Raw genomic sequence first — 26,924 nt, forward strand, 5'->3', positions numbered from 1 at the left:
CACACCCCATAAACCCCGTTTGGGGGGGAGCGGTTGACACACCCCACCCCGGCCCCCCCCCCCGACCCACCACCGACACCGACCCGCCCCGCCGCACGCCAAGGCACGGGCCCGCAAATCCCAGCCCCGCCGGCGATTGAGGCGCGGGGTCCGGGGCAGAGCCCCGGCAACGGCGCCGCACCCCGTGACGGACCAGGGCTGGGACCTGATGGCGTTCGCGAAGCAGGCGAAGAACCTGTCCGGCGGGAAGGTCCACTTCACGACGCTTCCCATCGAGGGCTTCGGAAGGAACTATGGGGAGGACATCAACGTCGTAGTTGATATGAAGATAAAGCGCCTTATTGCCGAACAGATCGGACCCAAAGCTTCCGCCGACTCCGGCGCATCGGGCGCCTCGTCCTCACCCGAGGCGGCGCCTCCGCCGTCGCCCTCGCCGTCCGCCCCCCAGGACGGTGGCGGCATCCCGTGCGTGGACTGAAGCCGCTGACGTCGGCGGTCGCCCGGCGGCGCACCGAGGCGCTGCTCCTGCTCTTCGTCGTCGCCATCGCCGTCCTCGGCCACGCCTCCGCGGGCCTCGCCATGAACGGTGAGCTGCCACCCAAGTTCATCGACTTCGCCATCAGCATGACCCTGCTGTCGCTGGTGGGGCACCTGGGCATACGCCGTTTCGCGGCCTACGCGGACCCGCTGATCTTCCCGCTCGCCATGCTGCTGACCGGCCTCGGACTCGTCCTGCTGCACCGCCTCGACCAGGGCTACATCGAGCGTTGGAACTCCGACGCGAACGCCCCCGGCCAGCTGATGTGGACGGTGGTCGGGGTCGCCGCCTGCCTGTTGGTGCTGGCGCTGCTGCGCGACCATCGGCTGCTGCAACGGTTCATCTACATCACCATGGCCGTCGCGCTGGTGCTGCTGATCGCGCCCGCCTTCTTCGGCGCGGACACCTACGGCGCGAAGCGCTGGATCAAACTCTTCGGCTTCTCGCTGCAGCCGGGCGAGTTCGTGAAGATCATGATCGCGATCTTCTTCGCCGGCTACCTGGTCATCCACCGGGACTCGCTGGCCCTGACGGGCCGCCGGTTCCTGGGCATGCGACTGCCCCCGATGCGCCAGCTCGGCCCGATCGTCACGGTGTGGATCGTCTCGATACTGGTGCTGGTCTTCGAGCGCGACCTCGGCACCTCACTGATCTTCTTCGGGGTGTTCGTGGTGATGCTGTACGTCGCCACCGAACGCACCAGCTGGATCGTCTGCGGCCTGCTGATGGCCTCGGCGGGTGCCTTCGTGGTCGGCTCGACCGAGCCGCACGTCAAGGCGCGGGTGGCCGCGTGGCTCAACCCGCTGTCGTACTACTGGGAGAACCGGCCGGAGGGAGTCACCTCGGACCAGTCGGCGCAGGCACTGTTCAGCTTCGGCACGGGCGGCATCTCCGGCACCGGCCTGGGCGTGGGCCACCCCGAGCTGATCGCGTTCGCCGGGCGCAGCGACTTCATCCTGACCACCGTGGGCGAGGAGCTGGGCCTGGCCGGGGTGATGGCCGTACTGATCCTCTACGCGCTCCTGGTGCAGCGGGGGCTACGGATGGCACTGGGTGCGCGCGACCCCTTCGGCAAACTGCTCGCGGTGGGCCTGGCGGCGGCGCTGGCCCTGCAGGTCTTCGTGGTCGCGGGCGGCGTGACGGGTCTGATCCCCCTGACGGGCAAGGCCCTGCCCTTCCTGGCCAAGGGCGGCTCGTCCCTCCTGGCCAACTGGATCATGATCGCCCTGCTCCTCCGCATCAGCGACAGCGCGGAACGCCAACGCGAGGCGGACACCCACGGCCCGGCGGAAACGACCATCACACCGGTGATGACGGCGGGACCGGACGGGGACGGCTTCGGCGTTCGGGAGCCGCTCGGGCGGTAGCCGGTGACGTGTACGGGGTTTCCCGTCAGTCCCATCGTCTCTCCGCGTCGGGCCGGCCCCTCAAGGGCGCTCCTCCTTCGTCGTCGCGTCGCTTCGCGATGGCCTACGGCCACCCTTGACCGACCGACCCGCCCCGGACATACGAAGACTGCCGGGAACCCCCGAAGGAACGAGCCGGAACATCAAGACACTGGCGCGGTGGCCTGAGACGCCCGACCCCGCTCCGGTTGGGACGATCCCGAGACGAGGCCGGTCCGAACCCCGGCCCGGGTCGGGCGAAGCGCGCCCGATCGCTACGCGCACCTCACGTCTCGGCGTCCGACCACCGCCCGTGGCCGGACACAGGCCGCCCACCACCGTTCAGCCGCGTCTTCCCGTCAGGCAGGCTCCAGATTGGCGACCGAAGTAGTGAATTCACGGCCTGAGGCAGCACGGATGTAGGCAAGCTCCATCCAGCGCTCCATGCCTGTCCTTGCGACGTTCTCATTGATTACAGCCATCAGCTCACCTTCGACACCGGAGGCGATGTCCCTGACACGGCAGCGCAGAAGCCGGTGCGGCAGGTACTCGTACCGATCACTCATCTGTCACCCCGCGCCAGGTGGCACCGACACCCGCCGCCCTGACCGGCGGAGCGTCATCGGCATCAATGCCGGACACATGCGCCATAGCAACCACCCTCACTTGCGAGACCACCAGCGAATACCTCTCTAGAGATGTGCCAGTACAGCCGATGCGGGTGCAGCCCGTCAAGAGATCTCTAGAGATATAAGCGAAAGGGTGTCGGTGCAGGTTCGCGCGGTGACATACCTCTGGCCCTAGGGTGTCTAGAGAGGAGAGGGAGTGATCGGTTTCATGAGCAGCCAGGGCGGCACCCGTCAGCCGAAGTACCAGCGGATCGCCGATGCGCTGAGGACGGCTATCCAGGCGGGCGAATACGGCCCGGGTGATCGGCTGCCCGGCGAGAACGACCTCATGGCCACCTACGAGGTCGCCCGGATGACCGCGCGCCAAGCACTCGGCGTCCTGCAGAACGAGGGTCTCACGGAGGCGCGGAAGGGGGCCGGCGTCTTCGTGCGGGCGTTCAAGCCCTTGCGTCGGCGTGGCATCCAGCGGTTGGCCCACGAGCAGTGGGGCGCGGGCCGGTCGATCTGGTCCGACGAATCCGAGGACCGGGACTTGATCGTCGATCACATCGACGTGCGTGAAGAGGAAGCCGACCGGCGTTTCTCGGACGCCCTTGGCATTCCCGCTGGGGCTCGCGTGTGGGCGCGCTCCCGCCGTTTCGTGCTCGACGGCAAACCGGTGCTGTTCGCCATGTCGTACCTGCCGTCCGACGTGGTCGGGGACTCGGCCATCACACAGGTCGACACCGGCCCCGGTGGGACGTACGCGAGGCTGGCCGAGCTGGGCTTCGCGCCCGTTCATTTCCGGGAGGAGATCCGGTCCCGGATGCCCTCGGCCGACGAGGCGGAGCGGCTCTCGCTCTCCATGGGCACGCCCGTCATCCACATCGTCCGCACCGCGTTCGCCCAGGGCGGGCGGGTCGTCGAGGTCAACGAGATGACGCTGGACTCCGCTTCCTACGTGCTGGAGTACGACTTCGACGCCTAGAACGGGGGAGAGTCGCTGTAGCCGGTGGGCTGCGGGGGCGGGACCTGGGAGCGGGGGGTTCGGAGCAGGGTCACCGCTTCCTCCACGCGGCCCAGGTCGATCAGGAGCGGGCCGAGGACCCATGTGTGCTCCAGGCGCTCCGTGTCCAGGAGGGCCACGGCCTCGTCCAGGCGTCCCGCATCGGCCAGGAGTCGGGCCAGTTCTTCCCTCGCGTACGGACCTCCGCCCTCGGGGTGGGCCGTGGCGTCCGCGATCGCCTCGTCGAGTCGGCCGCAGGCGGCCATGAGCGGCCCGCGCAGCCGGAAGAGCTCCCACTCCTCCCGGCCCCGCCGGGCCTTGAGCGCGTCGAGGTGGGCGAGGCCCTCCTCGGCGCGGCCCTCGGCGGCGAACAGCTCGCACAGGTGGTCGACGATCCAGTCCTCGGCGCTGTCCCGTGCGCGCATGACCTCGATGGCCTCGGCTCCGCGCCCATGCCGGGCCAGGAGCTTCGACAGCAGGATCGACGTGTGCCAGCGGTCTTCGTCCCCGTGCATGCGGTACGCGTCGACCGCGCCCGCCACGTCGCCCCGCTCCTCCAGCACCTCCGCCAGCTGCCGGGCGGCTTCCCACGGGCTCTCGCCGGCCACGTACGCGCGCAGTTCGTCGAGCCGGTCGTGCCGGACCAGTAGTTCGGCCAGCGCGTCACGGTTGTTGACGACGACGGCTTCGTACGAGCGCAGCACCGCGATCGCCTCGTCCGTACGGCCCTGCTTCTCGCGTACGGACGCCAGCAGGCTCGCCGCGTTGAAGGGCTCCATGTACCGTCTGCCGCAGTCCTGGTCCCCGCAGCGCGCACACACGTTCCCCGGGTCCAGGCGGGCCCGCAGCAGCTCCGCGATCTCGTCGCCGCGTCCCAGCCCGGCGCCCACTTCGACCAGCGCCTCGGCCATGAGCCAATCGGTGAAGTGCGGCAGGAGCAGCTCGTACGCCTCCTCTCCCCGACCGTGCCGGGCCAGCAGCAGGGCGAGGTCCCGCCGGGCGACGCGCTCTCCGTCCCGCGCGAACGGGCGCACGAGGGCGATGGCCTCCTCGCCCCGACCGCCTGTGTCCAGCAGTCGCGCGGCCTCTTCGGCCGCCGGCCACCAGCCGGTGGCGACATACGGGCCCAGTACGTCGAGGGCCCCGTCCAACTCGCCCCGATCGACCAGCAGACGCGCCCACGCGCGGGCGCAGAACCAGTCGCCGTCCTCCGCCACGGCCAGCCCGCGCACCACGTCGGTGTGCCCGAGGTCGAGGAGGCGGTCGACGATGCGGGGTGGCACGCAGGCGTCGTGCCAGGTGGTCCTGCGGTGGAGTACGTCGGCGTCCATGGCCGCACCCTAGGTGACGGTGTTTCGCGTAAGAGAGTCGCACCGCAACCATCGGTCCCGAACGCGACGAGTGCGAAGACCAGGACATGTACGTCGTCGACGATCCGGTCTGCACTACGAGCCGTCTCTGCGGACGTCCGTTCGCGCGTCCCTTCCGGTGACATCCGGCGCCGCGCGAGCCCCGTACCCGTCGGGCCGGGTAAGCCGTCCTCGCGACGCCGACCCCGAGCACCGTTGAGGAGACCGACCATGTACGCAGCAGTCCGGCGGTACGAAGGCGTGACCGACCCGGCCGAGGCCGGGCGCATCGTCGACGAGGGGTTCGTGCCGCTCATGCGCCAGGTCCCCGGGTTCGTGGCGTACTTCTGGGTCGACGCCGGAGGTGGGGTGATGGTGTCCACCAGCGTCTTCCGGGACCGTGCGGGCGCCGACGAGTCGATCGAGCGGGCGGCGCACTTCGTACGCGACAACCTGGCCCGGTTCCTGCCCAACCCGCCGCAGGTCACAGCGGGCGAGGTCGTCGCCTCCGCCTAGGGCGTGGGCGGCCTGCGCCCGGCCCAGGACGGGCTGGAGACGCTGAGGGGTGGGGAGCGCGTAGCGATCGGACGCGCTTCCCCCGACACCGCGTGCTGCTCCCATGGCCCCGTCTCGGGAACGCCCCCACGCCCGACCGGGCCGGGCATCTCCGACCACCGCGCCCCTCACGCCTTGGACCGGCTCGTTCCCTTTGGGGGCTTCTCGGCAGTCTTTCGTTTCTCCGGGGCGGGACGGTCGGTCAAGGGTGGCCGAAGGCCATCGCGAAGCGACGCGACGACGAAGGAGGAGCGCCCTTGAGGGACCGGCCCGACCCGGAGGCACGATGGGACTGACGGGAAACCCCCATACCCCTCCCCTGATGCCGCCCGACAGGATCCCGCGCACCACACCCCCGCCCCTACAGGTAGTCCTCCAGGCGGCCGATCCGGTAGCCCTGTTCCTGGATGCGCTGGAGCATGCGCGTCGTCATCTGGATTTCCGTCGCGCCCTTGAGTTCACCGGGGCCGCGGAAGTGGGCGAGGACGATGTCGCCCGGTTTGAGGGCGGAGCCCGCGGCGTACTGGAAGTTGTTGATCTGCATCGAGACCCGCCACAGCACCAGGGACGAGACTCCGCACTCCGAGGCCGCCCGGAGGGTGTCGTCGTTGTAATTGCCGAAGGGCGGGCGGAAGAGCGGCGGGCGGGTGCCGAAGCGCTTCTCGAGGCGTTCCTGCTGGCCGCATATCTCCTTCTTCTGGCCCTCGAAGGAGAGGGTGCGCAGATTCGGGTGCGTCAGCGTGTGGTTGTTTATCGTGCTCGCCGAGCCGTTGTCGCGGATCTTCTCGAAGTATCCGTAGTCCGCCGAGGCGATGTTGTCCGTGAGGAACATGCTGATCGGCAGCTTGAGGTCGGCCGCCATCTTCAGGAATTCGGGGTCTTTCTCCGCGCCGTCGTCGAAGGTCAGGAAGACGACCTTGTCGTCGGCCGGGACGGGTATTCGGTCCACGACCGGGACCTTGCCCGGACCGGCCTTCGGGAGCTGCGGTTTCCGGTCCGGCTTGGGCGCGTACTGGAGGGGGGCCGTCAGGCCCCACTTCTTGTACGCCTCGTCGGAGGCGCCCCCCGGCGCGGGCGACGGCGACGCCGTCGAGGGTGTGGCGCCGCCGGCCCCGGTGGTCGGCTGCGCCGTCCTGGCGGCCAGTCGTTCGGTGGGGTCCGCGCTGTCCCCGCACCCCGTCAGGGACAGCGCCAGCGCGCCGGCCGCCAGCGTTCCGGCTACCAACCGGCGCGCGTGCTTCACAGATAGTCCTCCAGGCGAGCCACGGCGTATCCCTTGTCCGTGACGGTCTTCATGACATGACGGATCATGTCAGGCATCGTGCCCTTCCAGTCCTCCTTGCCCCGGAAGTGAGTGAGGATGATGTCACCGGGGTGCAGGTCGCGGTCCCATTCCCGGTAGTCCATCCGGTTGGTGAACGCTTCCGCGTTCCACAGCGGGACGGCCTTGATGCCGCAGGACTTCGCCGCGCGCAGCGTGTCCTGGTTGTAGTTGCCGTACGGCGGCCGGAAGAGGGTCGGCCGCTTGCCGAACTGCTTCTGGATGGTGTCCTGCTGGCCGCAGATCTCCTCACGCTGCTGCTCGTAGGACAGTCCGGGCATGTAGCGGTGGTTGAGCGTGTGGTTGTTCAGGGTGACGCCCGCGTCCTGCATCTTCTTGAAGTACGGGTAGTTGTCCCGTACGACGTAGTCGCTGAGGAAGGCCGTGTACGGGATCTTCAGCTCCTGCATCATCTTCAGGAACTCGGGGTCCTTCTCCGAGCCGTCGTCGATCGTCAGGAAGACGACCTTGTCCTCGGTCGGGACGGTGGTGAAGACGTTCGGGTACTCCTCCTGATCCTCCACCTCGAAGCCGTCGCGCGTGTGGATCTCGGGCTTCTCCTTCGGTGCCGGCGGGGCGGCGAGCGGGGTCTTGCGCAGTCCCCATTTCTTGGCCGCGACGACGCGTGCCTGCTGGGCCGCCTTGGCCTTCTCGGCGGCGCTGAGCGCACCCGCGGCGCCGGCCTCGGCGGCCTTGGCGGCCTTCTCCTTGGCGGCCTTGTCCGGCCCGGTGTCCCCGGAGCCGCACGCCGTACCGAGGGCGGCGACGAGCAGGGCCGCCACGGCCACCCCGAACCGGCCGCGCGGACCCGCCGCGTACCGGTGACCCTGTTGCGACTTATTTCCCTTTTGTCGTACTAGCTGCATAGCAGCGCATCCTGACACCCGACACACGGGCTCCCCGGAAGACACCGCGAACGCGGCCGAACCTTCCTTCGACTGGCCCACACCGGCCGCCTCCGCCCCGTCGCCGACAATGGACCCGTGACCCCCGAAGACTTCGCCGCGCTCCTCACCCCCGAGGGCCGCGCCCTCCTCGACTCGCTCCGCGACCACGACCCCGCCCAGGAACTGGCCGTCGCCACCCGGCTGCGCCGCGAGCACCCCGCCGCCCTGGTCTCCGCCGCGCTCGGGCAGGCCCGGCTGCGGCAGCGCGCGGTGGCGAAGTTCGGCGCGGAGGACGCCTTCCGGATGTACTTCACGCCCGGCGGCGGCGAGATGGCCACCCGTGCGTCCGTGGCCTCGTACCGGGCCGAGCGGCTCGCCGCCCTCGGCGTACGCGGCGTCGCGGACCTGTGCTGCGGGATCGGCGGGGACGCCCTCGCCCTGGCCCGGCTCGGCATCCGGGTGCTCGCGGTGGACCACGACCCGCTCACGGTCGCCGTCGCGCGGGCCAACGCCGAGGCGCTGGGGCTGGCGGACCTGATCGAGGTCCGTGAGGCGGATGTGACGGAGGTGGACACCGCCGGGTACGACGCCGTCTTCATCGACCCGGCCCGGCGCGGGGGGCGCGGCCGGATCTTCGACCCCGAGTCGTACTCACCGCCGCTGTCGTGGGCGGTGGAGACGGCCCGGGCGGCGAAGTACGCCGCCATCAAGATCGCGCCCGGGATCCCGCACGAGGCCGTGCCCGCGGAGGCCGAGGCCGAGTGGATCTCCGACCAGGGGGACGTCAAGGAGGCCGTGCTGTGGTTCGGCACCGCCCCCGGGACCGTACGCGCCACCCTGCTCCCGGGGCCACGCGGTCTGCACACCGCCGATCCGCTGCCCGATCCGCAGGCCGGGCCGGTCGGCCGTTGGCTCTACGAGCCGGACGGCGCCGTCATCCGCGCCCACCTGGTCGCCGAGGTCGCGGAGCGGTTGGACGGGCGGCTGATCGACCCGACGATCGCCTACATCACCGCGGACGAGCTGCGCGCGACGCCGTACGCGACGGCGTACGAGATCACGGATGTGCTGCCCTTCGGCCTGAAGAAGCTGAAGGCCCTGCTGCGCGAGCGCGGGGTCGGGATCCTGACCGTGAAGAAGCGCGGCTCGGCGATCGAGCCCGAGGAGCTGCGCAAGAAGGTCAAGCCGCAGGGCCCGAACTCGGCGACCGTCTTCCTGACCCGGGTGGCGGGAGCCCCCTCGATGCTGATCGGCGCGCCGGCTCCCGTCGTACCGCCTGCGGCGACGCCCGGTCGGTGAGGTGCCGGTCGGGCGCCACGAGCAGCAGTGAGCAGGCCGTGAACAGTCGCGAGCAGGCCGCGAGCAGGCCGTGAGCAGGCCGGCGGCGCCCGTCGGGCCGTGATGTGCCGGGGTCCGCGGACCGGATACCGCCCCGGCCGGCAGGCCCGGGGGCGCTCAGCCCCCGTCGACCTCCACCGACTCGAACCGCCAGCGGTGCACCGCCCGGGTGATCAGGTCGGCGGCGGGTTCCGGCAGCTCGGGGAGGTCGGCCGCCACGCCCTCGGCGGCCTCCCACCAGGTGATCACGAGGACCCGGTCCTGCGGGGCCCGGAACACCTCGCGGCGCACCGGCTCCCGGGCGAGGACCTGGGCGCGGGCCCACTCCAGCAGCTCGTTGCCCCGGCCGTCGGCGGCCCGGGCCTCCCACATCAGCGCGACGGTGCTCACGAGTACAGGTTGTCCTTGCTCATCTCGTGCACGTGGTCGTGATCGTGGGAGTGCCCGTGGGAGTGCCCGTGCTCGTGACCGGCCGCGTGCCCGGTACCCGGAACGTGCGGGTCCGTCACCGGCAGCGAGGAGTCCGCCGACAGGTCCCAGTCCGACGCGGGCCGGTTCCGCTTGACCATTTCCGCGCCCAGGGCCGCGACCATCGCGCCGTTGTCCGTGCACAGCTTCGGCCGCGGTACGCGCAGGATGATCCCCGCGGCGTCGCAGCGCTCCTGCGCCAGCGAGCGCAGCCGGGAATTGGCCGCCACACCACCGCCGATCATCAGGTGGTCGACGCCCTCGTCCTTGCACGCCCGGATCGCCTTGCGCGTCAGGACGTCCACGACCGCCTCCTGGAAGGACGCCGCCACATCGCGCACCGGAACCTCCTCGCCCGCCTTCCGCTTCGCCTCGATCCAGCGGGCGACGGCCGTCTTGAGCCCGGAGAAGGAGAAGTCGTACGCGGCGTCGCGCGGGCCCGTCAGCCCGCGCGGGAAGTTGATCGCCTTCGGGTCGCCCTCGCGTGCGAGGCGGTCGATGACCGGGCCGCCGGGGAAGCCCAGCTGGAGCACGCGCGCGATCTTGTCGAAGGCCTCGCCCGCCGCGTCGTCGATGGTCGCGCCGAGCGGCCGTACGTCGGAGGTGATGTCCGGGGCCAGCAGCAGCGAGGAGTGCCCGCCGGACACCAGCAGCGCCATCGTGGGCTCCGGCAGCGGCCCGTGCTCCAGCTGGTCCACGCAGATGTGGGAGGCCAGGTGGTTCACGCCGTACAGCGGCTTGCCGAGCGCGTACGCGTAGGCCTTGGCCGCCGAGACGCCCACGAGCAGCGCGCCCGCGAGGCCGGGGCCCGCCGTCACGGCGATGCCGTCGAGGTCGCGGGCGCTGACCCCGGCCTCCTTCAGGGCGCGGTCGATGGTGGGGACCATCGCCTCCAGGTGGGCCCGCGAGGCCACCTCGGGCACGACGCCGCCGAAGCGGGCGTGCTCGTCGACGCTCGACGCGATCGCGTCCGCGAGCAGGGTGGTGCCGCGGACGACGCCGACGCCGGTCTCGTCGCAGGAGGTCTCGATGCCGAGGACGAGCGGTTCGTCAGCCATTGCTCTCACTGCTCTCAGTTCGTGCTTGTGCGGGGTCGGTCAGTCGCATGACGAGCGCGTCGACGTTGCCGGGCTGGTAGTAGCCGCGCCGGAAGCCGATGGGCTCGAAGCCGAAGCGCTCGTAGAGCTTCTGGGCGCGGGTGTTGTCCACCCGTACCTCCAGCAGCACCTCGGCGCACTCGAACGCGGTGGCCGCGCGCAGCAGGTCGGTCAGGAGCCGGGCGCCGAGCCCGGTCCCCCACTGGTCGCGGGCGGCCGCGATGGTCTGTACGTCGGCCAGGTCACCGGCGGCGGCCAGGCCGGCGTAGCCCACGAGCCGGCCCGCCGCGTCCTCGGCGACGATGTAGCGGCGCGTGGCCCGGGGGCCGCGGGCGTGGGCGAGTTCGGACCAGAACATCCCGGCGGACCAGGCGTCCTCGGGGAACAGCTCGTGCTCCAGTTCCAGCACGGGCCCGATGTCCCACCAGCGCATCTCGCGCAGGGTGTGGGGGGTCGCCGGGGTCACTGCGGGGTGACCACCTTGTAGTTCTTCGGCACCTGGGCGTCGGGCCGGCGCAGGTAGAGCGGGGTCGGAGGCAGGAACTCCAGGCCCGCCGCCAGTCGTTCCGCGGCCAGCGCGGCCATGGCCGCGGCGGACTGGTGCTCGGGGTGGCGGGCGTCGGTGAAGACCTCGGGGTAGAGGAGCGCGCCCTGGCCCACGGCGGGCAGGCCCGCGACCTGCTCGGCGATGTCGGCCGGGCGGTCCACGGCGGGCTCGCCGACGCGCGTGCGCGGGTCCTCGTACCGGGCCCAGTAGACCTCCTTGCGCCGCGCGTCGGTGGCGACGACGAAGGGGCCCTCGATGCCGGCGGCGCCGGCGGCGTACGCGAGGCCGTCGAGCGTGCACAGGCCGTGCACGGGCACGCCCAGCACGGCGGCGAAGGTGGAGGCGGTGACGAGGCCGACGCGCAGCCCGGTGTAGGGGCCGGGGCCGACACCGACGACGACGCCGGTGACGGCTTCGAGCGTGACCCCGGCCTCGGCGAGGACCTTGTCCACGGAGGGCAGCAGGAGCTCCCCGTGGCGGCGGGCGTCGACCTGGTTCGACTCGGCGACGACGGACTCACCGTCGTGCAGGGCGACGGTGACGGCGGGCGTGGCGGTATCTACGGCGAGCAAGAGCACGCGAACAGCCTACGACTCCGGCGGCCGCACCCCTTGCGGCCGGTCTGGGAGCAGGGCGGCTGCTACCTTTCGACGGGGTACCTGACGTGGTATCGGTCGGCGCGGGAAGGTGGAGCAAGGTGGCACGCAGCAGCTCGGGAATCGTGGCCGGGCTCACCGCCGCGGCAGTGGCCGTCGTCGGCTTCCTCGGCTACCAGGCTTCCGCCACGGCGCCCGCGCGCCCCCCGAAGGCCGCCGCGCAGGAGCCGGCCCCCGCCGCGAGCCCGGCCGCCGAGCAGGACCCGGCGAAGCCGGTGGCCGTACCCGAGGGTTCCGGCACCGGGGTGCGCGTCGTGTACTCGGTGGGTCAGAAGCGGGTGTGGCTGGTGGGCGACCCCGCGCAGCCCCCGAAGTCGTTCACGGTGATGCCGAGCACGGTGCACCCGAAGCCGGGCAGCTACGCGGTGGGTTCGCGCTCGGGTTCGGTCACCGGTTCGGACGGCGTGCCGATCGAGCACGTCGTGCGGTTCGCGAGCGCGGAGGGCGTGGCGGTCGGTTTCAGCGCCCGTACGGACGGCGCGCTGCCGGAGCCCGACCCGAACAAGAAGACCGGCGGCATCCGTATGACCCGTGCCGACGGCGATGCGATGTGGGCGTTCGCGACGATCGCCGCGAAGGTCGTCGTCGTTCCCTGACGGGCGGCTGAACGATCATCGGCGGGCGCCCGCGCATTCACCCGAACGGGTGAGGCGACGGGCGCCCGGGGCGTCTCAGGCCGCCCTCAGGCCGCCCCGCGGGACACCCTCCAGGACGCTTCGGATTCCGGGGCGGCCGCTTCGTGTGCGGTGTCCACCGGCCCACCCGGTGCCGTGGCGTACTCGCGCGCGGGTGGTGTCGAGACGGCGGTGGCGGCCACGCCGGCGGCGAGGAGCGTCCACATGGAGACGGTGGACGGGCGGGGTTCGCGCTGTGCTCCTGCTGGTGCCGACATGGCTGCCTCCTGGACCCGGGACACCGTACTTAGGCATACCTAAGAAACTCTCGGTACCATGTCACCACGAGGGCTGCCGACAGCGCAATATGTTGCCGACGAGTTGTCGGTACGTTTACTCCGAGAGGGCTCCGGCCAGGGCGTCGAGTCCCGCCCCGGCGCCCCAGCGCTCCCCGACCCCGCGCACCGAGACCTCCCGTACGTCGTCCAGGACCTCCTCGTGGCCGACGGCCCGCGCGATCACCACGTGGAGCCGGTCGTCGGAGAGGTCCTCCACCTTGCCGTCGCCCCACTCCACGACGACCACGGACTCGGGCAGCGAGACGTCGAGGTCCAGGTCCTCCATCTCGTCGAGCCCGCCGCCCAGGCGGTACGCGTCCACGTGCACCAGCGCCGGCCCGCCCGTCAGCGAGGGGTGCACGCGGGCGATCACGAAGGTCGGCGAGGTCACGGCCCCGCGGACGCCCAGGCCCTCGCCGAGCCCCCGGGTGAGCGTGGTCTTGCCCGCGCCCAGCTCGCCGGTCAGCAGGACGAGGTCGCCGGGGCGCAGCAGGGCGGCGATCCTGCGGCCCAACTCCTGCATCGCGTCCGGGGAGTCGATGGTGATCCGGGTCTCCGAGCCGGCAGCGGCCTCAGGTGCCGGCGCCTGGCTGCGCTGTGCTTCCAGCGGTACTTCTTCCATGCCCGCCAACGTTAGTCGCTGCGGGGACGGCCACCGCCCCGGTGCGCGTCAGCAGCTCGGTGAGCAGCCGCGTCACGGTCTCCGGGCGTTCCAGCATCATCAGGTGCCCGGTGGACTCCAGGACCACGAGGTCGGCGCCGGGGAGCGCCTCCTTGATGGCGACGCTGTGCGCGGCCGGGGTGATCATGTCCTTGTCCCCGGCCAGGACGGTGACCGGCAGGTCCGCGAACAGCTGGAGCGCCGTGGTCTTGTCGTGGGTCTGGAAGGCCGGGTAGAACTCGGCGACCACGTCGATGGGCGTGGCCTCGATCAGCCGCTCCGCGAACCGCGCGACGCCCGGGTCCACGTCCCGGGAGCCGAACGAGTACATCTTGATCATTCCGGCGAAGAGGTCGGCGGTGGCCCGCCGGCCCTTCTCCACCAGCTCCACCTGCGAGCCGAGCGCCTTGAGCACGCCCGGCAGGATCCGGCGCACGGCTCCCATGCCGACGGCCGGAAGCCCGTACGTCACCTCGCCGAGGCGGCCGCTGGAGGTGCCGACCAGGGCGACGCCGACGACGCGGTCGCGGACGAGTTCGGGGTACTGCTCGGCGAATCCCATGATGGTCATTCCGCCCATCGAGTGACCCACGAGGATCAGCGGCCCCTCGGGGGCGGTCGCGTCGATGACGGCCTTGAGGTCCCGGCCGAGCTGGTCGATGGTCACCGGTTCGCCGTCCGCCTGGGCCAGGCCCCGGGCGCTGCGGCCGTGGCTGCGCTGGTCCCAGTAGACGGCGCGGACCACACCGCGCAGGGCCGCGCGCTGGAAGTGCCAGGAGTCCTGGCCGAGGCAGTAGCCGTGGCAGAAGACGACGGTGGCCGGGGGTTCGGCCTTGCGTCGCAGCCGGCGCCGCTTGCCGTCGTCGGGGAGCTCGTCGATCTCGTAGTAGAGCTCGGTGGCGTCCTCGGCCCGGCAGATTCCCTCGGTGCCGCGCAGGGACCCGTAGTCCCCGGCCGCGTCGAGTGCCAGGCGTGCCTTCATCCGCATGCCCCGCCCGACGGTGATCCGTTCGACCGCGACACCGGCCGCCGCGCCCGCGGCTATCACGCCGATGGCGGCGCCTGCCCAGCCGGCCTTGCGCCAGTTCTCGCTCACGCCGCCGCCCTCACTCCGCTCAGCCGCCCAGGTACACCCGGGGCACTCGTGCACCGATACGGGTGACGATCTCATACGCGATCGTGTGCGCCGCTCGTGCCCAGTCCTCGGCGGTCGGTTCACCGCGCTCCGCGTCCCCGAAGATGACGGCCTCGTCACCGGCGCGGGCGTGGTCTTCCCCCAAGTCGACCACGAACTGGTCCATCGCGACGCGCCCGGCGACCTGGCGGACCTTGCCGCCGACGAGCACCGGTCCGAGGCCGGATGCCTGGCGCGGGATGCCGTCGGCGTAGCCGGCCGGGATCAGCGCGAGGTGGGTCTCGGCGTCGGTGACGTAGTGGTGGCCGTAGCTCACCCCGTGCCCGGCCGGAACCGTCTTGACCAGCGCGAGGGAGGCCTTGAGGGTCATCGCGGGCCGCAGGCCCAGCTGGGCCGGGGTGCCGAGCTCGGGGGCGGGCGAGACCCCGTAGACCGCCAGCCCGCAGCGCACCAGGTCGAAGTGCGACTCGGGCAGGGTGAGGGTGGCGGGCGAGTTGGCGATGTGCCGGACCTCGGGCTCGACGCCCTCCTTCTCGGCGTACGCGAGCATGTCGCGGAAGGCGGCCAGTTGGAGCTGGATCGAGGGGTGTCCTGGCTCGTCGGCGCAGGCGAAGTGCGACCAGACGCCGGTGACCTGGACGGTCCCCTCGGCCTGGGCGGCGACGGCCGCGCCGACCAGCGCCTCCCAGTCGGCGGGCTGGCAGCCGTTGCGGCCGAGGCCGGTGTCGGCCTTGAGCTGGATGCGCGCGGTGCGGCCGGCGGCGCGGGCGGCCTCGCGCACCTCGTCGAGGGCCCACATGCCGCTGACGGCGACGTCGATATCGGCCTCGACGGCCTCCCGCCAGGGCCCGCCCGGGGTCCAGAGCCAGCACATGAGGCGCCCCTGGATCCCGGCGGCGCGGAGCGCGAGGGCCTCGTCGGGCGTGGCGGTACCGAGCCAGGTGGCTCCGGCCTCCTGGGCGGCCTTGGCGCACTCCAGGGCCCCGTGCCCGTAGGCATTCGCCTTGACCACGGCCATCAACTCGGCCCGGGGCGCCCGCTCGCGCAGTGCGCGCACGTTCTCCCGTACGGCGTCAAGATCGATCTCGGCGTACACGCGCGTCGCTGTCTCGTTCATCGCCCCCAGTCTCTCAGAACCCCCGCCCGGCCTTGCGGGGGCTGGCCCAACCGGTCGTCGAGCTTGCGCCACGGCCCGCCGGCGGGACCGGCCCGCGGCCTCTCCGGCGTTCGAGGCGCACGGCGCGGGACGGGGCCTTCGCAGGTCAGGGGTGGGTCACGTCCCGCCAAGCGGCGGGGAGGGCTTCCGCCACCTGGTGGGCCAGCAGGGGGCCGCCGACGCGGCGGGCCGCCAGGCCGTGGAGGTACGCGCCCACCGCGCCCGCGTCCGCCCCGGACAGCCCGCCCGCCAGGAGGGATCCGGCCAGCCCGGACAGCACGTCACCGCTGCCCGCGGTGGCCAGCCACGGGGTGCCCGTCGGATTCACCCGAACGGCGGCTTGCCCGCCCGAGGCGACCAGCGTCGTGGAGCCCTTCAACAGCACCGCCGCGCCGTACCGCTGCGCCAGCGCCCGTACGGCGTCCAGCCGGCCCGCCTCCACCGACGTCCGCTCCACCCCCAGCAGCGCCGCGGCCTCACCCGCGTGCGGGGTCAGCAGGGTGGGGGCCGTCCGGGCCCGCAGCACCGTCGCGTCCAGCCCGCGCAGCCCGTCCGCGTCGACCAGCACCGCCGTGTCCCCCGCCAGCAGCTCCGCGACCTCCCCGGCGCGCCCCTCGCCCAGCCCCGGGCCGACCACCCACGCCTGCACCCGACCGGGCCCGATCAGCGTCTCGGGGTAGCGGGCGAGCACCGCCTCCTGGGCGGCCGCCGGCCCCACGTACCGCACCGCGCCCGCGCCGCCGCGCAGCGCTCCCGCCACGGCCAGCACCGCCGCGCCCGGGTACTGCGCGGACCCGGCGACGATCCCGACCACACCCCGCCGGTACTTGTCGCTCGTCGCCGTCGGCTCCGGCAGCAGCGCCGCCACATCCGCGTGCTGCAGCGCCTCCACCTGCGGCGACGGCAGTTCCAGCCCGATGTCCACCAGGTGCGTCGCGCCCGCCCGCGAAGCCCCCGGGTCGATCAGCAGGCCGGGCTTGTACGCCCCGAAGGTCACCGTCACCTCGGCGGTCACGGCCGGCCCCGCCACCTCCCCGGTGTCCGCGTCCACCCCGCTGGGGAGGTCCACCGCGACCACGGGGACCCCCGGCGGGATCCGCTCCACCAGGTCCGCGGCCGCCGGGCGCAGCCCGCCCTTGCCGCCGATCCCGAGCAGCCCGTCCAGTACGAGGTCCGCCCGCCGCGGTACGGCCCGCTCCACCCGTCCCCCGGCGGCCCGCAGCGCGGCCGTCCCGCCGGGGTGCATCCGCTCGGGGTCCATCGGTACGGCCGTCACCGCGGCCCCGCGCCGGGCCAGCCGGGCGCCCGCGTACAGCGCGTCGCCGCCGTTGTCCCCGGGGCCGACGAGCAGCGCGACCCGGGCGCCGTACACCCCGCCGCGGGTCCGCCGCAGCACCTCGGCGCACGCGGCGGCGAGACCCGCCGCCGCCCGCTGCATCAGGGCGCCCTCGGGCAGCCGGGCCATCAGCTCCCGCTCGGCGGCCCGTACGGTCTCCACGCTGTAAGCAGTTCGCACGGACTGCCCTACCCTTCTGCGATCACCACGGCGGACGCGACACCGGCGTCGTGGCTGAGCGAGATGTGCCAGGACCTGACGCCCAGCTCCAGCGCCCGCGCCTCGACGGTCCCGGACACCCGCAACCGCGGCCGGCCGGTGGCCTCGACGTACACCTCGGCGTCGGTCCACAGCATGCCGCCGGGCGCGCCCAGCGCCTTGGCCAGCGCTTCCTTGGCGGCGAACCGCGCGGCGAGCGAGGCGATCCCGCGCCGCTCGCCGCTCGGCAGTGTCAACTCGGCGTCGACGAACAGCCGTCCGGCCAGGTTCGGGGTGCGCTCCAGCGCCGCGCCGAACCGCTCGATCTCCGCTACGTCGATCCCGACGCCGATAATCACAACGACAACTCCAGCCGACTACTACTCCACGGTCACGGACTTGGCGAGGTTACGTGGCTGATCCACCTCGTTGCCGCGCGCCGTCGCCAGCTCGCAGGCGAACACCTGGAGCGGAACCGTCGCCACCAACGGCTGGAGCAGCGTCGGCGTCGCCGGGATCCGGATCAGGTGGTCGGCGTACGGGACGACCGCCTCGTCGCCCTCCTCCGCGATGACGATGGTCCGCGCCCCGCGCGCCCGGATCTCCTGGATGTTCGACACGATCTTGTCGTGGAGCACCGACCGGCCGCGCGGCGAGGGCACGACCACCACCACCGGCAGGTCCTTCTCGATCAGCGCGATCGGCCCGTGCTTGAGCTCGCCGGCCGCGAAGCCCTCGGCGTGCATGTACGCCAGCTCCTTGAGCTTGAGCGCGCCCTCCAGCGCCACCGGATATCCGACGTGCCGTCCCAGGAACAGCACGGTGTTCTTGTCGGCGAGGGAGCGCGCGAGTTCCCGTACCGGCTCCATGGTCTCCAGGACCGTGTCCACGGCCGCGGCGATGTCCGACAGCTCGTGGACGACGGCCTCGATCTCGTCGCCCCACTTCGTGCCCCGGACCTGTCCGAGGTAGAGCGCGACCAGGTAGCAGGCCACCAGTTGCGTCAGGAAGGCCTTGGTCGAGGCGACGGCCACCTCGGGGCCGGCGTGCGTGTAGAGCACGGCGTCCGACTCGCGCGGAATCGTCGACCCGTTCGTGTTGCAGATGGCGAGCACCTTGGCGCCCTGCTCACGCGCGTGGCGCAGCGCCATCAGGGTGTCCATGGTCTCGCCGGACTGCGAGATCGCGACCACCAGCGTCCGCCGGCCCAGGATCGGGTCGCGGTAGCGGAACTCGCTCGCCAGCTCCGTCTCGCACGGGATGCGCGTCCAGTGCTCGATGGCCAGCTTCGCGATCATGCCCGCGTGGTAGGCCGTGCCGCACGCCACGATCACGACCTTGTCGACCTCCCTGAGCACCGAGACGGGGATGCGCACCTCGTCCAGGGTCAGCGAGCCGCTCGCGTCGATCCGGCCCAGGAGGGTGTCGGCGACGGCCTTCGGCTGCTCGGCGATCTCCTTGAGCATGAAGTAGTCGTAGCCGCCCTTCTCGGCCGCCGAGGCGTCCCAGTCCACGTGGTACGCCCGCACGGCGGCGGCCGACCCGTCGAAGTTGGTCACCGTGACGCCCTCGCGGCGGAGCTCGACGACCTGGTCCTGCCCCAGCTCGATCGCGGACCGCGTGTGGGCGATGAACGCGGCCACGTCCGAGGCGAGGAAGTTCTCGCCCTCTCCGACACCGACCACCAAGGGCGAGTTCCGGCGTGCGCCGACCACCACGTCCGGCTCGTCGGCGTGCACGGCGACGAGGGTGAACGCGCCTTCCAGGCGCCGGCAGACCTGCCGCATCGCTTCGGCGAGATCGGCGGTGGCCGAGAACTGCTCCGCCAGCAGGTGCGCCACGACCTCGGTGTCCGTCTCGGACTCCAGCCGGTGTCCGCGTTCGGCCAGTTCGGCGCGCAGCGCGGCGAAGTTCTCGATGATGCCGTTGTGCACGACGGCGACGCGCCCCGAGTTGTCGAGGTGCGGGTGGGCGTTGGCGTCGGTGGGCCCGCCGTGGGTCGCCCACCGGGTGTGCCCGAGCCCCGTGGAACCGGCCGGCAGCGGGTGCCCGACCAGCTCTTTCTCCAGGTTGACCAGCTTCCCGGCCTTCTTGACGGCCGCCAGACCGCCGTCCGCGAGCACGGCGACCCCGGCCGAGTCGTAGCCGCGGTACTCCAGCCGCTTGAGTCCGGCGATGACCACATCGAGCGCCGACTGCGCTCCCACGTAACCCACAATTCCGCACATAGGCCGCAGCGTACGCCGTAGTTGTCCGTCTGCCCCGTAGCCGAACAAGACGAAAAACCCGCCCCGGCGCGTGCGCCGGGGCGGGTTCGACGTGTCTTCGGGCGGGCGTCAGCCGAGCTTCTTGACCTGCGCCTCGACGACGTCCTTCGGGAGCACCGGCTTGCCGCTCATGCTCTGCACCGAGAACGTGGCGAGGGTGTTGCCCTTGCGCACCATGACCACCTGGCCGGCCATGGGGGTCTCGGCGTCACCGAAGTCCGCCAGGAAGGAGACGGACTCGTCGCCGGCCGTGACGGCGTCGCCCGCGACGACCTTGTTGATCTTGAGGGCCTCGCCGTCCTGCGTCATCGTGTACCCGCCCGCGCACGCGGTGCCGGCCTTCTTGAAGCCGGCGAACGCCTCCTCGGCGCCCTTGCCGTCGTAGGAGGTCAGGGTCACGGAGGTGCCGCTGGCGCCGGCGAGCATCTCGAGGCCGGCCTTCAGCTTGTCCGCCTCGGAGGCGTTCGGGTCGACGGGCTTGCCGGAGGTGCCGCCGACCTGGGTGCGGGCCACACCGGTGGAGGTGCCCTGGGGCTCCATCGACGCGGCCTGGCCGAGCGGCTTGCACTCGGCCTTGTCGGTGGTGGCCGTGAGCTTCTTGAGGGCGTCCGCGGAGGGCGCCTTGACGACGCTGTCCTTGGGGGCCTCGGCCTGCGTCAGCAGGAGGGGGGTCAGCTCGGCGTCCGTCTTGCCCTTGGCCGCGGCGGCGGAGGAGGAGGCGCCGGACGGCTTGGCGTCGGCCTTGGTGTCGTCCTTCTTGTCGGCGCCGCAGGCGGTGACGAGCAGGGTCAGGGACACCGCGGAGGCGGTCAGGACGGTACGGCGGACAAGAGCGTTGCGCACGAGAAAACTCCCCCATGGAGACGACTGCGACAGGGCAGCCCGAACCGCGCCCCCGAAGAGGGGGCGTGGGTGTGACTGCGATGATCAACAATGTACGGGGCGATCGATCACCGCGTGGCTCGGAGCGGCGTTCCCCGCCGATCGTGACCCGGACGAGACCCCAAGAATTTCCAATCGCAACCAGGCCGCGTACAACCTCACGCCCACCGGCCGGACCCGGCACGGTGGCCGTCGCTCCCGCCCGGCACGTGACCGACCACACCACCCACAACCGCCCCGGAGCCCCGACAATGGCGGTGTGATCACTTCGCCGCCACGAAGCAACACGCCGGACGACGCAACGGAGCGCACCGGTCGGGACGGGCACCCCACACGCCCCGGACACCGCCGGGGCCCCGAGGCCTCGCCCTACGTCGACCTCACCCGCGCCGAGTGGAGCGCCCTGCGGGAGCGGACGCCGCTGCCGCTGACCGCCGACGAGGTGGAGCGGCTGCGCGGGCTCGGTGACGTCATCGACCTCGACGAGGTGCGCGACGTCTACCTGCCGCTGTCCCGGCTCCTCAACCTCTACGTCGGTGCCACCAGCAACCTCCGCGGCACCCTCAACACCTTCCTCGGTGACGCGGGCAACGGGCACGGCGCCCAGCAGGGCACCCCCTTCGTCATAGGGGTCGCCGGTTCGGTCGCCGTCGGCAAGTCCACCGTGGCCCGCCTGTTGCAGGCCCTGCTGGCCCGCTGGCCCGAGCACCCGCGCGTGGAGCTGGTCACCACCGACGGCTTCCTGTACCCGATGAAGGAGCTCCAGCGCCGTGGGCTGACCTCCCGCAAGGGGTTCCCGGAGTCCTACGACCGCCGCGCGCTCACCCGTTTCGTCGCCGACATCAAGGCCGGCAAGGACGAGGTCCGGGCCCCGGTCTACTCCCACCTGATCTACGACATCGTCCCCGGCGAGGAGCTCGTCGTCCGCCGCCCGGACATCCTCATCGTCGAGGGCCTCAACGTGCTCCAGCCGGCCCTCCCGGGCACGGACGGCCGTACCCGCGTCGCCCTCGCCGACTACTTCGACTTCAGCGTGTACGTGGACGCCCGCCCCGAGGACATCGAGCGCTGGTACCTGAACCGGTTCCGGAAGCTGCGCGCGACCGCGTTCCAGAACCCCTTCTCCTACTTCCGCAAGTACACCCAGGTCTCCGAGGAGGAGGCCATGGAGTACGCGCAGACGATGTGGCGGACGATCAACCGCCCCAACCTGCTGGAGAACGTGGCGCCCACCCGCGGCCGGGCCACCCTCGTCGTCCGCAAGGGCCCCGATCACAAGGTGCAGAAGCTGAGCCTGCGCAAGCTCTAGCCCGCAGTCGCTAGGGTGCGGGCATGCTGCATCTACGGATGATCACCCCGCACCACCTCACGGAACAGGTGGTGGGGCTGATCGACCGGACGGTCGGCACCACCCATCTGGTCGTACTGGCCGGCGCCGCCCGCGACCCCGAGGGCGATGTCGTCCTGTGCGACGTCGCCCGCGAGGCGGCCGACGAACTCCTCCAGGCGATGCGCCGGCTCGGCATCGACCAGAACGGCTCGATCGCCGTGGAGAACATCGACCTGTCGATCTCCAGACGCGCCGAGCAGGCCGAGGAGGAGGCACCGGGCGAGGCCGCCGACGCGGTGGTCTGGGAGCAGCTCGCCGAGTCGACGCACGAGGAGTCCACCCTCACCATCACCTACGCCGTATTCATGATCGTGGCGACGATGATCGCGGCGTGCGGTGTGGTCCTGGACAACGCGATCCTGATCGTCGGCGCCATGGCGGTCGGCCCGGAGTTCGGCCCCCTCGCCGGAATCTGCACCGGCCTGGTGCAGCGCCGCCGCAGGCTGGCCGGCCGCTCGCTCCTCGCGCTGTTCGTCGGCTTCACGGCGGCGATCGTGGCGACGACGGTCTTCAGTCTGGGGATGACCGCGCTCGGCCTCTTCCACGAGGGAATGCTGGAGAACCCCCGGCCGAACACCAGCTTCATCTGGCAGCCCGACCCGTTCTCCTTCGTCGTGGCGCTGCTCGCCGGTGTCGCCGGCATGCTGTCGCTGACCTCGGCGAAGGCCGGTGCGCTGGTGGGCGTGGCCATCTCCGTCACCACCGTCCCGGCGGGCGCGAACGCGGCGGTGGCCCTCAGCTACGGCGACTTCTCGCAGATGTGGGGCTCGGCCGTGCAGCTGGCGTTGAACCTGGGCGGGATCATCCTCTCCGGGACGCTCACCCTCATCTGCTGGAAACTGCTGTGGCGCACCCAGGAGAGCCGGATGATCCGGAAACCGGGTGCGCCACGCAGGCCTGGCGGCGGTGTCTAGAAGGGCCTGGACGGCCCAGCCGGCTAGCCGAGCGCGGACTTCACGACGTCCGCGAGGCGGCCGGCGACCGAGCGGGCCTGCTCGATGTCGGCGGCTTCGACCATGACCCGTACGAGCGGCTCCGTGCCGGAGGAACGCAGCAGCACCCGCCCGGTGGTGCCCAGCTCGCGCTCGGCGTCGAGGACCGCCGCCGCCAGCTCGGCGGAGGTGGTGACGCGGGACTTGTCCACGTCGGGCACGTTGATGAGCACCTGCGGCAGCCGCTGCATGACGCCCGCCAGCTCGGCGAGGGACTTGCCGGTGGCCGCGACACGCGCCGCGAGCAGCAGGCCGGTCAGGGTGCCGTCGCCGGTGGTCGCGTGGTCGAGGATGATCACGTGGCCGGACTGCTCGCCGCCGAGCGCGTAGCCGTGCTCCTTCATCGACTCCAGCACGTAGCGGTCGCCGACCCCGGTCTGCACGACCTGGATGCCCTCGGCCTCCATGGCCAGCTTGAAGCCCAGGTTGGACATCACGGTGCCGACCACGGTGTTCTCGCGCAGCTGGCCGGCCTCGCGCATGGCGAGGGCCAGCACGGCGAGGATCTGGTCGCCGTCGATCTCCTCGCCGGAGCCGTCCACGGCCAGGCAGCGGTCGGCGTCGCCGTCGTGCGCGATGCCGAAGTCGGCGCCGTGCTCGACCACGGCCGCCTTGAGCAGGCCGAGGTGGGTGGAGCCGCAGCCGTCGTTGATGTTGAGGCCGTCGGGCTCGGCGCCGATCGTGACGATCTCCGCGCCGGCCCGGGTGAAGGCCTCGGGCGAGACGTACGCGGCCGCGCCGTGGGCCTCGTCCAGGACGACCTTCAGGCCTTCGAGGCGGTTCGGGAGGACACCGATGAGGTGGGCGACGTACCGGTCGAAGCCCTCGTTGTAGTCCGAGACGCGGCCGACGCCGGAGCCGGTGGGTCGGTCCCAGGGCGCACCGGTGCGGTGCTGCTCGTAGGTCGACTCGATGCGGTCCTCCAGCTCGTCGGCGAGCTTGTGGCCGCCGCGCGCGAAGAACTTGATGCCGTTGTCGGGCATGGCGTTGTGGCTGGCGGAGAGCATCACGCCGAGGTCGGCGCCCAGCGCACCGGTGAGATACGCCACCGCCGGGGTGGGCAGCACACCGACGCGCAGGACGTCCACGCCCGCGCTCGCGAGGCCGGCCACGACCGCGGCCTCCAGGAATTCGCCGGAGGCACGGGGATCCCGACCGACCACGGCGGTCGCCCGGTGGCCCTCGAAGGTGCCCGCCTCGGCCAGTACGTGGGCAGCCGCCACGGAGAGGCCGAGCGCGAGCTCCGCCGTCAGATCCGCGTTGGCGACGCCGCGTACACCGTCCGTCCCGAAGAGTCGTCCCACTGTTGTCCTCCCGAGTTTCCGCTTCGCGTATGACCGCTTGTGACAGATATTTGCCGCTTGTGGCGGTAAACGAACCGCCCCGGCAGCACAGAGAGTGCTGCCGGGGCGGTTTCGTTGCAGAACAGCAGGCGCAGATTAACGCTTGCTGTACTGCGGTGCCTTACGGGCCTTCTTGAGACCGGCCTTCTTGCGCTCGACCGCACGGTCGTCGCGGGAGAGGAAGCCGGCCTTCTTCAGCGCCGGGCGGTTGTTGTCCACGTCCGCCTCGTTCAGCGCACGGGCCACGCCGAGGCGCAGGGCGCCGGCCTGGCCGGACACGCCGCCACCCGCGATGCGGGCGATGACATCGTAGCGACCGTCGAGCTCCAGGAGCTTGAAGGGCTCGTTGACTTCCTGCTGGTGCACCTTGTTGGGGAAGTAGTCCTCAAGGGTGCGACCGTTGATCTTCCACTTGCCGGTGCCCGGAACGATCCGGACGCGGGCGATGGCGTTCTTGCGACGGCCCAGGCCGGCGGCCGGCTGGGGGTCGCCGAAGCGGCCGGCAAGGGACTCGGAGGTGTAGTCGCCCTCGACGACGACGTCCGACTCGGTGGTGTACTCCTCGACGTTGCCCTCGAACTCTTCGACGGGGGTCGTCTCGGCGGTGGTCTCGGCCACGATGCTCCTCAGAATTTTCTACGTCTTAGGGGGTGGCCGGAACTACTGCGCGACCTGGGTGATCTCGAACGGCACCGGCTGCTGAGCAGCGTGGGGGTGCACATCGCCCGAGTAGACCTTCAGCTTCGAGAGCATCTGACGGCCCAGGGTGTTCTTGGGGAGCATGCCCTTGATGGCCTTCTCGACGGCCTTCTCCGGGTTGTTCGCCAGGAGGTCGTCGTAACGCACGGAGCGGAGACCGCCCGGGTAGCCGGAGTGGCGGTACGCCATCTTCTGCGACGCCTTGTTGCCGGACAGGTGAACCTTGTCGGCGTTGACGATGATGACGAAGTCGCCCATGTCCATGTGGGGGGCGTAAGTCGGCTTGTGCTTGCCGCGCAGGAGGGCTGCGGCCTGGGTCGCCAGACGGCCGAGGACAACGTCCTGGGCGTCGATGACGAGCCACTGGCGCGAGATGTCGCCGGGCTTGGGGCTGAACGTACGCACGCGTATGCCTTCGCTTCTTCGGTGGTGGTATCCCAAGGGCGCAAGCCCCAACGGGAAGGTCCTGACAGGGTCACCACGGACGATCACGACAGCCCTCATTCACGACGGGGACGCAACCCGCGTGAACTGCTGGTCATCGGTCCGGTGGACCGGCGCAAGGCCCTTTCACGTGAGAATGAGAAAGCCAATACGCATAACAAACCAGCAGGATACCCAAGCAGACCCGTACGGGTCAAAACGCGGTCCGCGATGCCGATTCTGCTGGCGTCGCGGCGCACTCCGGTTCGGTCCTGGGTGGGGACCCCGCAGTTGTTACGGGCTCCAGGGTAACCCGCCCGGAGCGCACCGCACGACACGCCGACACGATCGTGAGCCCGCACAGGGTGGCGCAGTCCTTGAACGCCCGCCGCTTGGCCTCCAGCTCGGACGGCCACGGAATGCCCGCCACCTGAGGTCCCAACGCCGCCCAGAACCAGGGCGAACGCGCCGCCGAGTCCGCCCGCACCACCGAGGCCATCAGCAGCGGCAGGACCACCAGCAGGTAGTGGTCGAAGGACGGTCGCGACACCAGGAATGCGGCGAGCATCACCATGCAGGCCGTCTCCACCAGGCGCAGCTCACCCCCGTCGGTGTCCTCCCGTCGCCACCGCACCCAGGCCGCCCACAGGCCCGCGCAGGCCCCCGCGAAGGCCACCGACACCGCCACCGGAGCGGGTACGCCCAGCCGGGGCAGCACGGCGATCGGCGAGGCGTCCCACGGCAGCGCGTACGAGTCCTGCCCCTGGAGCAGGAAGGGCAGGGTCTTGGTGAAGAACAGCGAGGGGCTCGGCATCACCAGCGCGCCGGCCAGCGAGAACCCCAGCGGCACCAGCACGGCCGCGGCCAGAGCGCGCCGGCGCCGGGCGACCAGGAAGAGCAGCCCGAGGGGCACCAGCATCGGCTTGCACGCGATCGCGAGCCCGACCACCAGCCCGGCCGACCCCCACCTGTTCCGGTGGGCGAGCAGCAGCGCCACGGGCAGGGCGGCCGCCGAGATGGCGGTCCAGTTCCCGATCAGCACCAGGTTGATGTACGGCTTGTAGAGGAGGGCGAACACCGCGAAACCGCCGACGGCGAAGCGCGAGCGCAGCGGCACCGCGAACATCCGCAGCGCGGCCAGCCAGCCGATGCCCAGCAGCCCCGACATCCCGAGCGGCAGCACCCACCGCAACACCTCGCGCGGCAGCAGCGCCTCCGGCACCGCCATGAGCACGGCGCTGGGCAGGTAGAGGAAGCGCTTGTCCTCGTACGGGGACCCGCCGGCCAGCAGCGTCTCCGCGGCCTTGACCACGAACGCGTTGTCGGAGCCCCAGTTCGCCCGCAGGCTCGTGGAGACGGCGATCCCGAGGAGCACGGCGAGGGAGACCACCTGCCAGGGCGGGGAGGCCGGCCGCAGCAGCCACTCGATCAGCCGGTTCCCGGTGCCCCCGCCCCCGTCCCCCCGGTTCCTGACGCCCTGGTTCTCCCACTTCAACAGCCAGATGCTAGGCCGCAGCCCCACGACGCCTGCCCCTCACTCGACCGCGGGGGGCGGTCGGTCTCCCCCTAGGTCGTCTCTTCCGGCTCTTGCCGGGCCCGGCCCGCCCGGCACGGCACCTCGCCGCGTTGTCGGGGCACCCGAGTACGTCCGGTACACGGGCGCCCCTCCGCCTTGCGAGGCACCGCACCGGACGACCCGGGCTCATCCGACAAGATCCGAAAGAGACGACCTAGC

At 71.6% G+C, this 26,924-nt stretch carries 28 protein-coding genes; 8 read left to right on the forward strand and 20 right to left on the reverse strand.

Features of this window, described 5'->3' with window-relative positions:
• The first annotated feature begins 184 nt into the window (after positions 1 to 184).
• Entirely contained in the window at positions 185 to 478 is a 294-nt protein-coding gene (locus tag ACGFYY_RS40180) for a hypothetical protein (RefSeq protein ID WP_393717280.1), read from the forward strand.
• A complete protein-coding gene (locus ACGFYY_RS40185) occupies positions 466 to 1,905 on the forward strand; it encodes an FtsW/RodA/SpoVE family cell cycle protein (RefSeq protein WP_393717282.1) in 1,440 nt (479 codons plus the stop codon). Before ACGFYY_RS40180 ends, ACGFYY_RS40185 begins: the two co-directional genes overlap by 13 nt.
• A 377-nt stretch (positions 1,906 to 2,282) precedes the next feature.
• Here the strand turns inward: ACGFYY_RS40185 and ACGFYY_RS40190 are convergent, their stop codons facing one another.
• Complete coding sequence (locus tag ACGFYY_RS40190) at positions 2,283 to 2,489, reverse strand: hypothetical protein (protein ID WP_393717284.1); 207 nt, start codon at positions 2,487 to 2,489, stop codon at positions 2,283 to 2,285.
• Between the two features lie 271 nt (positions 2,490 to 2,760).
• Here ACGFYY_RS40190 and ACGFYY_RS40195 point away from each other — a divergent pair, with 271 nt between their 5' ends.
• Positions 2,761 to 3,519, forward strand: a complete 759-nt coding sequence (locus ACGFYY_RS40195; RefSeq protein WP_393717286.1) for a GntR family transcriptional regulator — start codon at positions 2,761 to 2,763, stop codon at positions 3,517 to 3,519.
• Here ACGFYY_RS40195 and ACGFYY_RS40200 read toward each other — a convergent pair.
• Positions 3,516 to 4,868, reverse strand: a complete 1,353-nt coding sequence (locus tag ACGFYY_RS40200; protein WP_393717288.1) for a hypothetical protein — start codon at positions 4,866 to 4,868, stop codon at positions 3,516 to 3,518. The genes ACGFYY_RS40195 and ACGFYY_RS40200 overlap by 4 nt on opposite strands.
• Before the next feature lie 249 nt (positions 4,869 to 5,117).
• Between ACGFYY_RS40200 and ACGFYY_RS40205 the strand changes: the two genes are divergently transcribed.
• Positions 5,118 to 5,402: a hypothetical protein gene (locus ACGFYY_RS40205; protein WP_365279060.1), complete on the forward strand. Its 285-nt coding sequence runs from the start codon at positions 5,118 to 5,120 to the stop codon at positions 5,400 to 5,402.
• 400 nt (positions 5,403 to 5,802) lie between these two features.
• Here the strand turns inward: ACGFYY_RS40205 and ACGFYY_RS40210 are convergent, their stop codons facing one another.
• Entirely contained in the window at positions 5,803 to 6,684 is an 882-nt protein-coding gene (locus tag ACGFYY_RS40210; protein ID WP_365279057.1) for a polysaccharide deacetylase family protein, read from the reverse strand.
• Positions 6,681 to 7,550, reverse strand: a complete 870-nt coding sequence (locus ACGFYY_RS40215) for a polysaccharide deacetylase family protein (RefSeq protein ID WP_365279054.1) — start codon at positions 7,548 to 7,550, stop codon at positions 6,681 to 6,683. Before ACGFYY_RS40215 ends, ACGFYY_RS40210 begins: the two co-directional genes overlap by 4 nt.
• A 150-nt stretch (positions 7,551 to 7,700) precedes the next feature.
• Here ACGFYY_RS40215 and ACGFYY_RS40220 point away from each other — a divergent pair, with 150 nt between their 5' ends.
• Positions 7,701 to 8,948, forward strand: a complete 1,248-nt coding sequence (locus ACGFYY_RS40220) for a methyltransferase domain-containing protein (RefSeq protein ID WP_393717318.1) — start codon at positions 7,701 to 7,703, stop codon at positions 8,946 to 8,948.
• A 156-nt stretch (positions 8,949 to 9,104) separates the two neighbouring features.
• Here ACGFYY_RS40220 and ACGFYY_RS40225 read toward each other — a convergent pair whose 3' ends face one another.
• Genes ACGFYY_RS40225 through tsaB form a run of 4 tightly spaced genes read right to left on the reverse strand, consistent with a single transcriptional unit; the run spans position 9,105 to position 11,677 of the window.
• Positions 9,105 to 9,377: a hypothetical protein gene (locus ACGFYY_RS40225; RefSeq protein ID WP_030725866.1), complete on the reverse strand. Its 273-nt coding sequence runs from the start codon at positions 9,375 to 9,377 to the stop codon at positions 9,105 to 9,107.
• Positions 9,374 to 10,513, reverse strand: a complete 1,140-nt coding sequence (gene tsaD / locus ACGFYY_RS40230; RefSeq protein ID WP_393717292.1) for a tRNA (adenosine(37)-N6)-threonylcarbamoyltransferase complex transferase subunit TsaD — start codon at positions 10,511 to 10,513, stop codon at positions 9,374 to 9,376. The genes ACGFYY_RS40225 and tsaD overlap by 4 nt, the downstream gene beginning before the upstream one ends.
• A complete protein-coding gene (gene rimI, locus ACGFYY_RS40235) occupies positions 10,506 to 10,985 on the reverse strand; it encodes a ribosomal protein S18-alanine N-acetyltransferase (protein ID WP_109778878.1) in 480 nt (159 codons plus the stop codon). The genes tsaD and rimI overlap by 8 nt, the downstream gene beginning before the upstream one ends.
• A 29-nt stretch (positions 10,986 to 11,014) precedes the next feature.
• Positions 11,015 to 11,677, reverse strand: coding sequence for a tRNA (adenosine(37)-N6)-threonylcarbamoyltransferase complex dimerization subunit type 1 TsaB (tsaB, locus tag ACGFYY_RS40240; RefSeq protein WP_393717294.1), 663 nt, complete (start codon positions 11,675 to 11,677; stop codon positions 11,015 to 11,017).
• Positions 11,678 to 11,796: 119 nt separating this feature from the next.
• Here tsaB and ACGFYY_RS40245 point away from each other — a divergent pair, with 119 nt between their 5' ends.
• Positions 11,797 to 12,351: a hypothetical protein gene (locus ACGFYY_RS40245; RefSeq protein ID WP_393717295.1), complete on the forward strand. Its 555-nt coding sequence runs from the start codon at positions 11,797 to 11,799 to the stop codon at positions 12,349 to 12,351.
• An 86-nt stretch (positions 12,352 to 12,437) separates the two neighbouring features.
• Here ACGFYY_RS40245 and ACGFYY_RS40250 read toward each other — a convergent pair whose 3' ends face one another.
• From ACGFYY_RS40250 to ACGFYY_RS40285, 8 genes are all read right to left on the reverse strand, one after another.
• Entirely contained in the window at positions 12,438 to 12,647 is a 210-nt protein-coding gene (locus ACGFYY_RS40250) for a hypothetical protein (RefSeq protein WP_393717297.1), read from the reverse strand.
• Positions 12,648 to 12,762: 115 nt separating this feature from the next.
• The gene (gene tsaE / locus ACGFYY_RS40255; RefSeq protein WP_393717299.1) at positions 12,763 to 13,329 is read right to left on the reverse strand and encodes a tRNA (adenosine(37)-N6)-threonylcarbamoyltransferase complex ATPase subunit type 1 TsaE; all 567 of its coding nucleotides are present in this window, start codon (positions 13,327 to 13,329) and stop codon (positions 12,763 to 12,765) included.
• Positions 13,280 to 14,539 carry an alpha/beta fold hydrolase gene (locus tag ACGFYY_RS40260; protein WP_393717301.1) on the reverse strand — a complete coding sequence of 420 codons (1,260 nt, stop codon included), beginning with the start codon at positions 14,537 to 14,539 and terminating at the stop codon, positions 13,280 to 13,282. The genes tsaE and ACGFYY_RS40260 overlap by 50 nt, the downstream gene beginning before the upstream one ends.
• Positions 14,484 to 15,620 carry an alanine racemase gene (gene alr, locus ACGFYY_RS40265; RefSeq protein WP_393717303.1) on the reverse strand — a complete coding sequence of 379 codons (1,137 nt, stop codon included), beginning with the start codon at positions 15,618 to 15,620 and terminating at the stop codon, positions 14,484 to 14,486. The genes ACGFYY_RS40260 and alr overlap by 56 nt, the downstream gene beginning before the upstream one ends.
• Positions 15,621 to 15,765: 145 nt before the next feature.
• Positions 15,766 to 17,175 (reverse strand): NAD(P)H-hydrate dehydratase, encoded by a 1,410-nt coding sequence (locus tag ACGFYY_RS40270; protein ID WP_393717305.1) that lies wholly within the window; start codon positions 17,173 to 17,175, stop codon positions 15,766 to 15,768.
• An 8-nt stretch (positions 17,176 to 17,183) separates the two neighbouring features.
• Entirely contained in the window at positions 17,184 to 17,552 is a 369-nt protein-coding gene (locus tag ACGFYY_RS40275; protein ID WP_365267937.1) for a holo-ACP synthase, read from the reverse strand.
• Between the two features lie 21 nt (positions 17,553 to 17,573).
• Positions 17,574 to 19,421, reverse strand: a complete 1,848-nt coding sequence (gene glmS / locus ACGFYY_RS40280) for a glutamine--fructose-6-phosphate transaminase (isomerizing) (protein ID WP_393717307.1) — start codon at positions 19,419 to 19,421, stop codon at positions 17,574 to 17,576.
• Between the two features lie 108 nt (positions 19,422 to 19,529).
• Positions 19,530 to 20,303, reverse strand: a complete 774-nt coding sequence (locus tag ACGFYY_RS40285) for a hypothetical protein (protein ID WP_393717309.1) — start codon at positions 20,301 to 20,303, stop codon at positions 19,530 to 19,532.
• Between the two features lie 298 nt (positions 20,304 to 20,601).
• Between ACGFYY_RS40285 and coaA the strand changes: the two genes are divergently transcribed.
• Complete coding sequence (gene coaA, locus ACGFYY_RS40290; protein WP_393717311.1) at positions 20,602 to 21,651, forward strand: type I pantothenate kinase; 1,050 nt, start codon at positions 20,602 to 20,604, stop codon at positions 21,649 to 21,651.
• 23 nt (positions 21,652 to 21,674) lie between these two features.
• The gene (locus tag ACGFYY_RS40295; RefSeq protein WP_393717313.1) at positions 21,675 to 22,646 is read left to right on the forward strand and encodes a DUF389 domain-containing protein; all 972 of its coding nucleotides are present in this window, start codon (positions 21,675 to 21,677) and stop codon (positions 22,644 to 22,646) included.
• 23 nt (positions 22,647 to 22,669) lie between these two features.
• On the opposite strand, the gene glmM is transcribed toward ACGFYY_RS40295, so the two are convergent.
• The 4 genes from glmM to ACGFYY_RS40315 all read right to left on the reverse strand — a co-directional run bounded on the left by glmM (position 22,670) and on the right by ACGFYY_RS40315 (position 26,684).
• Positions 22,670 to 24,028, reverse strand: coding sequence for a phosphoglucosamine mutase (gene glmM, locus ACGFYY_RS40300; protein ID WP_365267928.1), 1,359 nt, complete (start codon positions 24,026 to 24,028; stop codon positions 22,670 to 22,672).
• A gap of 135 nt (positions 24,029 to 24,163) precedes the next feature.
• On the reverse strand, positions 24,164 to 24,685 hold the full coding sequence (gene rpsI, locus ACGFYY_RS40305) for a 30S ribosomal protein S9 (protein WP_109778533.1): 522 nt from the start codon (positions 24,683 to 24,685) through the stop codon (positions 24,164 to 24,166).
• A 42-nt stretch (positions 24,686 to 24,727) separates the two neighbouring features.
• Positions 24,728 to 25,171 (reverse strand): 50S ribosomal protein L13, encoded by a 444-nt coding sequence (rplM, locus tag ACGFYY_RS40310; RefSeq protein WP_030725911.1) that lies wholly within the window; start codon positions 25,169 to 25,171, stop codon positions 24,728 to 24,730.
• 232 nt (positions 25,172 to 25,403) lie between these two features.
• Entirely contained in the window at positions 25,404 to 26,684 is a 1,281-nt protein-coding gene (locus ACGFYY_RS40315) for a glycosyltransferase family 87 protein (RefSeq protein WP_393717316.1), read from the reverse strand.
• Between the last annotated feature and the right edge of the window lie 240 nt (positions 26,685 to 26,924).

This window comes from Streptomyces sp. NPDC048331, assembly GCF_043201215.1.
Classification (GTDB): domain Bacteria; phylum Actinomycetota; class Actinomycetes; order Streptomycetales; family Streptomycetaceae; genus Streptomyces.

What these genes read in the sequence shown, in the direction of transcription:
- ACGFYY_RS40190 (WP_393717284.1), bottom strand. Translation starts at nt 2,489, where the DNA reads ATGAGTGATCGGTACGAGTACCTGCCGCACCGGCTTCTGCGCTGCCGT.
- ACGFYY_RS40195 (WP_393717286.1), top strand. Translation starts at nt 2,761, where the DNA reads ATGAGCAGCCAGGGCGGCACCCGTCAGCCGAAGTACCAGCGGATCGCC.
- ACGFYY_RS40200 (WP_393717288.1), bottom strand. Translation starts at nt 4,868, where the DNA reads ATGGACGCCGACGTACTCCACCGCAGGACCACCTGGCACGACGCCTGC.
- ACGFYY_RS40205 (WP_365279060.1), top strand. Translation starts at nt 5,118, where the DNA reads ATGTACGCAGCAGTCCGGCGGTACGAAGGCGTGACCGACCCGGCCGAG.
- tsaD (WP_393717292.1), bottom strand. Translation starts at nt 10,513, where the DNA reads ATGGCTGACGAACCGCTCGTCCTCGGCATCGAGACCTCCTGCGACGAG.
- rimI (WP_109778878.1), bottom strand. Translation starts at nt 10,985, where the DNA reads ATGCGCTGGTGGGACATCGGGCCCGTGCTGGAACTGGAGCACGAGCTG.
- ACGFYY_RS40250 (WP_393717297.1), bottom strand. Translation starts at nt 12,647, where the DNA reads ATGTCGGCACCAGCAGGAGCACAGCGCGAACCCCGCCCGTCCACCGTC.
- tsaE (WP_393717299.1), bottom strand. Translation starts at nt 13,329, where the DNA reads ATGGAAGAAGTACCGCTGGAAGCACAGCGCAGCCAGGCGCCGGCACCT.
- ACGFYY_RS40260 (WP_393717301.1), bottom strand. Translation starts at nt 14,539, where the DNA reads ATGAGATCGTCACCCGTATCGGTGCACGAGTGCCCCGGGTGTACCTGG.
- alr (WP_393717303.1), bottom strand. Translation starts at nt 15,620, where the DNA reads ATGAACGAGACAGCGACGCGCGTGTACGCCGAGATCGATCTTGACGCC.
- glmS (WP_393717307.1), bottom strand. Translation starts at nt 19,421, where the DNA reads ATGTGCGGAATTGTGGGTTACGTGGGAGCGCAGTCGGCGCTCGATGTG.
- ACGFYY_RS40295 (WP_393717313.1), top strand. Translation starts at nt 21,675, where the DNA reads ATGCTGCATCTACGGATGATCACCCCGCACCACCTCACGGAACAGGTG.